This window comes from Paenibacillus sp. HGF5, from assembly GCF_000204455.1.
Classification (GTDB): domain Bacteria; phylum Bacillota; class Bacilli; order Paenibacillales; family Paenibacillaceae; genus Paenibacillus_AQ; species Paenibacillus_AQ lautus_A.
This window is the reverse complement of sequence record NZ_AEXS01000052.1, coordinates 57,148-63,939: the sequence shown is the minus strand read 5'-3', so window position 1 is coordinate 63,939 and position 6,792 is coordinate 57,148. Positions and strand designations below refer to the sequence as shown.

6 protein-coding genes are annotated in these 6,792 nt (G+C 50.3%); 5 read left to right on the top strand and 1 reads right to left on the bottom strand.

The annotated features are described in order from the left end of the window. Window positions 1-220: 220 nt before the first annotated feature. The 3 genes from HMPREF9412_RS08555 (at window position 221) to HMPREF9412_RS08540 (ending at window position 3,307) form a co-directional block, all read left to right on the top strand. Entirely contained in the window at window positions 221-1,141 is a 921-nt protein-coding gene (locus HMPREF9412_RS08555; RefSeq protein ID WP_009591006.1) for an NAD(P)-dependent alcohol dehydrogenase, read from the top strand. Window positions 1,142-1,631: 490 nt separating this feature from the next. Continuing rightward, window positions 1,632-2,600, top strand: coding sequence for a helix-turn-helix transcriptional regulator (locus tag HMPREF9412_RS08545; protein WP_036671706.1), 969 nt, complete (start codon window positions 1,632-1,634; stop codon window positions 2,598-2,600). Window positions 2,601-2,677: 77 nt separating this feature from the next. Continuing rightward, a complete protein-coding gene (locus HMPREF9412_RS08540; protein ID WP_009591004.1) occupies window positions 2,678-3,307 on the top strand; it encodes an SRPBCC family protein in 630 nt (209 codons plus the stop codon). A 492-nt stretch (window positions 3,308-3,799) separates the two neighbouring features. Here HMPREF9412_RS08540 and HMPREF9412_RS08535 read toward each other — a convergent pair whose 3' ends face one another. Further along, the gene (locus tag HMPREF9412_RS08535) at window positions 3,800-4,447 is read right to left on the bottom strand and encodes a MarR family transcriptional regulator (RefSeq protein ID WP_036671695.1); all 648 of its coding nucleotides are present in this window, start codon (window positions 4,445-4,447) and stop codon (window positions 3,800-3,802) included. 852 nt (window positions 4,448-5,299) lie between these two features. Between HMPREF9412_RS08535 and HMPREF9412_RS08530 the strand changes: the two genes are divergently transcribed. Together HMPREF9412_RS08530 and HMPREF9412_RS08525 are read left to right on the top strand one after the other, a co-directional pair. Then, window positions 5,300-5,482 (top strand): GapA-binding peptide SR1P, encoded by a 183-nt coding sequence (locus tag HMPREF9412_RS08530; protein ID WP_009591018.1) that lies wholly within the window; start codon window positions 5,300-5,302, stop codon window positions 5,480-5,482. 344 nt (window positions 5,483-5,826) lie between these two features. Then, window positions 5,827-6,681 (top strand): NAD-dependent epimerase/dehydratase family protein, encoded by an 855-nt coding sequence (locus tag HMPREF9412_RS08525; RefSeq protein ID WP_009591025.1) that lies wholly within the window; start codon window positions 5,827-5,829, stop codon window positions 6,679-6,681. The last annotated feature ends 111 nt before the right edge of the window (window positions 6,682-6,792 follow it).

The window sequence follows — 6,792 nt, the reverse complement described above, 5'->3', positions numbered from 1 at the left end:
GTTGCGCTTAGTACCGTCAAAGGGCATAACCGGATCATATTCGATAAACTCCAGGCTACCCGCCGTACCGAAGCTGTTGCGCGTGCGCGCGAGTTGGGCTTGCTTTAGGTGACAGTCCGGTTTGACTACAGTATTTCATTCGAAAACCATACTAAAGTATCTTTATCCCGGTGTGTTACGGCAGATATACTGATTGCAAAAGCAGGTTTGGAGGAAACCCATGAAAGCAATGGTATGCACCGCTTACGGATCACCGGAGGTGTTACAGCTCCAAGAGGTAGCGAAGCCTATTCCTAAGGATCACGAAGTTCGGATCAAAATTTATTCCACTACCGTCAATTCGGGGGATTGCCGCGTGCGGGGATTTCGCAGTCCTCTATTGTATAAAATCCCCATGCGATTGGTGCTGGGTCTGAGGAAGCCCAGACAATCGATACTCGGAGTGGAGCTGGCGGGGGAAGTGGAAGCGATAGGCCAGGATGTTACACGGTTCAAGATCGGCGATCAGGTTCTGGCATTCAGGGGAATGCGATTTGGCACGTATGCGCAGTACATCTGCATGCACGAAGACGGGATGATCGTAATGAAGCCGGAGCACGTGACTTATGACGATGCGGCCGCGATCTTTTTCGGAGGGACGACGGCCCTGCATTTTTTTAGAAAAGCGAACATCCGGCAGGGGCACAAGGTTCTGATCTATGGTGCATCCGGCGCGGTGGGAAATTTAGCCGTACAGCTTGCCAAACATGCGGGAACCGTGGTTACCGGCGTTTGCAGCACCGTGAATGTAGAGCTGGTGAAGTCGCTCGGAGCCGACCAAGTCGTGGATTATACCCAAGAGGATATTTCGAAAAGCGGGGAGCGGTACGACATCATCCTGGACGCGGTCGGCAAACTGCCGAAATCCCGTTGCAAGCATTTGCTTGCCGCGGGCGGGAGTTATGTAACGGTAGAAGGGCAGGGAGTAGCCAAGGTGCTGATGGAGGATTTGAGACGGCTTACGGATCTGCTCGGGAAAGGGAAGATCAAACCGGTCATCGATAGAAAGTATGCATTGGAGCAAATCGCCGAGGCACACCGATACGCGGATACAGGGCGTAAGAGGGGCAGTGTTGTCATCACGGTGGGGCATGAACATTGAGGAAAGAAAAGTTGTCATTCACGATGCGCATGAGTGTGACAGCAGATGAATGAGGAACAGGCGCCCACGGTGCTGAGTGTGGCAGCTGATGAGTGAGGAACAGGCGCCACGGTGCTGAGTATGACAGCAGATGAATGAGGAATAGTTGTGATTTCCAGTGCGTGAGTGTGACAGCAGATGAATGAGGAACAGTTGTCATTCCCAGTGCATGAGCATGGCGGCTGATGGAGCAGGGCATCATCTTTCCGTTACATCTAGTCGACAGCCATCCAAGCATGCCCCTGAACACGCACCGTGCGCGCGGGAGTAGTGAGCACGATGTACAAAATCAGGCCGATCCTACAGCGGGTCGGCTTTTCTCATTGGAAATGGGGGCGCTGGACAACGTCAGAGCGCAGCAGGAAGAATATCTCCAAACCTTCTAAGGAAGTGAGATATAATGGAACAAACGACAAACGAAGGAATTCCAAGGGAAGGACGGCTGCACACGATGTCAAAGGCGGATAATATGCTGGCAATTCTTTGGCTGCTGAAATCGCGCAAAAGAATTTCGGCAAAACAGCTATCGGAGGAACTGGGCGTTCACATCCGAACGATTTACCGGAATATCGATGCCCTATGCATTTCGGGAGTGCCTGTCATTTCGGAGATAGGACGCGACGGAGGGTACTCCATTCCGGATCATATCAAGCTGGAGCCCTTGTTTTTTGATGCCGATGAGCAAAAGGCGCTTCTTCATGCAGCCGCATTCGCACGGGAAGCGGGGTATCCATCCGAAGAGCCGCTGAATCGGGCCATATCCAAAATCAAACGATATACGAATCCGGAGCAGTTGAAGCGTTTGGAGCGACATGAGAACAGCATCGAGGCCATTCATCCGCCCGCAGCTTCCGGGCTTACCTCCATGCTGCATGAGATCCAAACCGGGATCGACCGGCAAACCAGTCTCGAGATCGATTACAAAACAGGCTATGATGGCGTTAAGCAGACACGGACTTTAGATCCCTATGGGCTCGTTCACTGGAAAAGCAAATGGTATGCAGTTGGCTATTGCCATCTGCGCGGTGAAATTCGCTCCTTCCGTGTCGATCGCATGGGCCAAATCCGGCCTACCGACGTCGTGTTTGACCGTCCGGCGACATTTTCCCCACGTGAATTTTTATTGGACAGCCTGTTGACGGAGCAAGGCTCCGAATCCAATCCCCATTTGGTTTCCGTGCATATCCAAGGCATCCCCCAAGCTTTGGACGATTTATGCGGGCATTGGCTGCTCGGCCACGCGCTCGTCGAACGTACGGCGGAGGAGGCGGTGTTTAGACTGGATGAGTCTACGTTGTATACGCAAGTTGCCTACTATCTTCTATCCTTCGGCGGTAAGATTCGCATCGTTGGGCCCAAGGAGCTGAAATCAGGTTTGGCCGATATTGCCGAGTCGTTATTCAAATATTATCAAAGCTGATGATAAACACTGACCTTCTTTGTCAGTGTTTGTGTTATATAATGAACTCCATCAGATCGTATCAGGAGGAGAGCGAGATGGCAGGCTCCGTTTTTAAACAAGAAGTGATAAAGGCAACGGAACGTTCGTGGGAAGCATGGGTCGTAGCCCTTGGGCAGGAAGTGGACCCGCTCTGGTCCCATGAGCAGATCAGAAACCACATTGTTGAGCAGCATCAGGTATCCGGGGAGTGGGGCGAATGGATCGCCACGATGTACGAACAGCTGATGGGCCGGGTGCCTGTCGGCGTTACGAAAGATGCCGGGGTTCAGATCGGGGTCAGGAAAACGATGGCCGTAACGAAGGAGAGCCTGTGGGATTTCCTCACGTCTCCAGAGGGACTGTCATTATGGATCGGAGCTGTTCCTTCTCTGGAGCTGCGGGTCGGGCAGGAATATGAGTCGAAGGAAGGCGTGTCCGGCAAAATTACGGTGGTCGTCCCTTACCATAAGCTGCGCCTGACGTGGAAACGTAAGGAGTGGGACAACCCGTCCCGGCTGCAAATTTATGTGCTGTCCACGAAAACGGGAAACACGACCATCGCGATCCATCAGGAGATGCTGGATGACGTTTATGTGCGAGAGATCATGAGGCGTTTTTGGGATGAGACGCTGATTGAGATCCAGCATCAGGTGGAGGCGCAGACCGTAGTGAGGTTTGAGGACTGAGGTTCCGTTGTTCGCTTTCTCAGATATCTGCAATATCTATAAGGACAGTAAGACTGTAACTGTAAGAACTGCAAGACTGTAGTATGCTCCCGTCATGAATGTCATTAGAGGCAGAGTTTGTAGGTACGGGCTCGTGTTTGTGACTGTTGCAACCTTAAGAGGACTGAGGTTCCGTTATTTCGTCTTAGATGGCGAGGTTTGGGTTATATGAGGACATCAGATCCGCTATTACTTAGAATATGGCTGATAATCGAGGTATTTAGAGTAAATAGGGGATCCTGTGTCCGGAAGTTCGGATAAAGCGGCTGTTTTTTCGAAATAACGGATCTGATGTCCACTTAGTGTTACTAATATTCTCTCTTGGATATCTGCAATATCGCCGGGTACCCAATTCACAAGCTCCCTCCTTGCTGTTTTCATATTCTCACTTGGAAGAACGCATGTCTCCCTTCTTCTTCCAAGAACTGTTGTATGCCCCATCATTACTACCATTTACAAGCGGAGTTTGTAGGTACGGGCTCGTTGTTCTCCGCTTGCGATGTCCAGAATCCGGAGCTCGACCAGTTTATGCAATATGCGTCGGGTGTGCCGATCACTCACCCTAAGATGATTAGCAAGTTCTGAGGGGGTTATAGGGCGCAGAAGTCGCCGGGCAAATCGCACAGCTTCTGCCTCCAGCCAGCTTAATGACGCAGGTACATCGGTTGCAACGAATCTGCCGACAAAGGATAGGATGAGCTGCTGGCACTGCTTTGGCTCTTCGACGATGGAGGGATAGGCTATGGGAAGGAATGTCCAGCCATCCAGTGCCAATAAACAGTGGCGGCGACATAAATCCTTAAACCTTCTGACGTCCAGATCGCGGGCATGCGGTCCGTATCCTTGTATCTCGATGCCTCCTTTAGCATCACCAGGCATATAGGCGAGGTCCAAATAACGATAACCATTGCTGAAATCGCGTACTTCCCATTCCGGATGCAAGTCATTGAAATGACCAATCGCTGGAAACCATACGGAACGCAGAAACTCGACGGTGCCGTGGCCTAGGCCTTTATTAAGGATTTCGAGCCTGCGGGGATTCTTTTCATTGAGGATATTTGTGTGTATCCAGAGCTCATACAGTTGATCAAACCGTGACATGATTCGGATAACCCTCCTTGGTTTTGTAAATCGACTGTTATTATTGTTGAACATAAAAAAGCCGCCCCATACAATGCAACCCCAATCCTTCATTGGGGCACTTTGCACAGAAGCGGCGTGTTCTTCACGTCCTTATGTTGGCTAGTATAACTTGTGTTTTGCAGGATTAGCAATAGGTATTGTTCTCATGATTGAATGGATACCGATATTCGGATCGTAATTACATCAGTCTATATCGACCATGAAAAAATGTCCCTGATGCGAAGCCGATGCAATGGCTGCCTAAATCATGGGGCTTTTTTATTGCGATCAATAAGCGCCTTGCGGATATCAGATGGACGTGTGTCTTTCGGTATCTCTGTACGAGCTAATTGGTATAAGAAAGAAGGTGCATTTTCCTAATCGGCACTAGCAATTTAAAACTCAAATGACAACTAGAATTTCTACGAATTAGGCTCTGAACGACAATTATCTTTCGGCACCGATTATCTGATCTTGTCGGGTTTAGAAGCTTCATGATGTATCCCAACCAGCACAAGCGATTAAAAACTCTATGACTGCGACATTTCCGCTCCACAAGGCATGATGGACACTGAGGAGACATGGAACGCCAAACTTGTTTAATATGACGTCATATATAATGAAAATAACTATTTTTTTAATATATATTGTGTATTATATATTTATGGTGTACATTAATTACAACCGATTCATATTTAACATGCTTAATTGGAGGTGAATCCAACCCGAAGAGAAGTAGCGGAAATGGAGGTTCGGTCTGTAGGTAAGCAGCAAGAACATGGCTGGGAAGTTCTGAACACAAATCTGATACCAAGAGAGGATGAGTGAAGCATGAACCATTCCGTTAAAAAGGTGAATATGGGTGTCATCCTATGCAGACATTGCAACGCTCTAATCGATACGGTGGATACGAATCGAATCGCGACCTTTTATGGCGTATGCAATCAACCGGAATGCCGGCAGCAGCGCAGCGCTACGAATGCGTCGATACGTGATGTAACAGAAGAAGAGTAAATGGACAGGAACCGGCTATTATTCTCAAGTGAACGCGCCACTTTCATGTGGTGCGTTTTTGCGTTATGCGAATACGGCGAGGATCCACCCGACTTGGCAAAAAAGAGTTTGTAGTGCGCTTGACTCGCTTTGAATGATCCCATCCCCGGGTTAACCGTGTTGATCATCTGCGGATGAATTGGCACGGTCTGCCCGATGAAAAGTGGCCCTTAAGGATGCTTATCCATCATGCTAAGATGGAACTGCAATTCCAATTTCCGACAGGACCAGGACCCCTTAATGTCTTTCACTCTCGAAGGGTTCCATTCATTTTATATCTAACGAGCAGGAGGTTGTCAGTTTATATGAACATATTTGTTGCAGGCTCTACGGGAGTCATCGGCCAGCGGCTGCTTCCCAAGCTGGTGCAAGCCGGTCATGAGGTTACAGGCATGACTCGCAATAATCAGGGTAAAGGGTTGATCGAATCCTGGGGAGCAAGAGGGATCGTTGCGGATGCTTTTGACCGCGAAGGAATGATCGCCGCAATCGGGGAGAACCGGCCGGATGTCATTATCCATCAGCTTACTTCGTTAAGCCAATGGAATCTGGAGGATAATGCCAGGATTCGGATAGAGGGAACGCGTCATTTGGTGGAAGCCGCCCAAATCCATGGCATTAAGCGAATGATTGCCCAGAGCATTGCTTGGGCGTACGAGCCGGGAGAGCATCCCGCCACCGAAGACGCCCCCCTGGATGTCCGTGCGCCTGTACCTCGCAAGTCGACGATAGACGGTATCGTATCGCTGGAGCATGCCGTTGCCCAAATGCCAAGCCACGTCATTCTAAGGTATGGAATGTTCTACGGTCCCGGCACGTGGTACGACGCTAACGGAATCATGGCGGAAAGAGTACGAAGTCGAGCTCTGCCGGCAACGGATGGCGTTCAGTCCTTTCTCCATGTCGAGGATGCGGCAAATGCCGCTCTGCAGGCATTGGACTGGCCGTCAGGCCCGGTCAACATCGTGGACGATGAGCCTGCTGCGGGAACGGCATGGCTGCCGGTGTATGCCGATGCGCTGCAAGCGCCAGCTCCAGCCTATCAAGCAGGGAGCAAGCGCGGTGAGCGCGGCGCATCCAACGCCAAAGCTCGGAAGGAGTATGGCTGGCAGCCGCTCCATCCCACCTGGCGAACCGGGCTAGCGCAATCGCTGAGGTGAAAGAGCTTAATTGTCCGCCGACCGGCTAGCGTTAAGAGTCTATACGCTCGGAATATGCTATTCCCCTTTCTCGCGTTCATTTATCTGCGTGAGACCCTGATGTAACAGTTT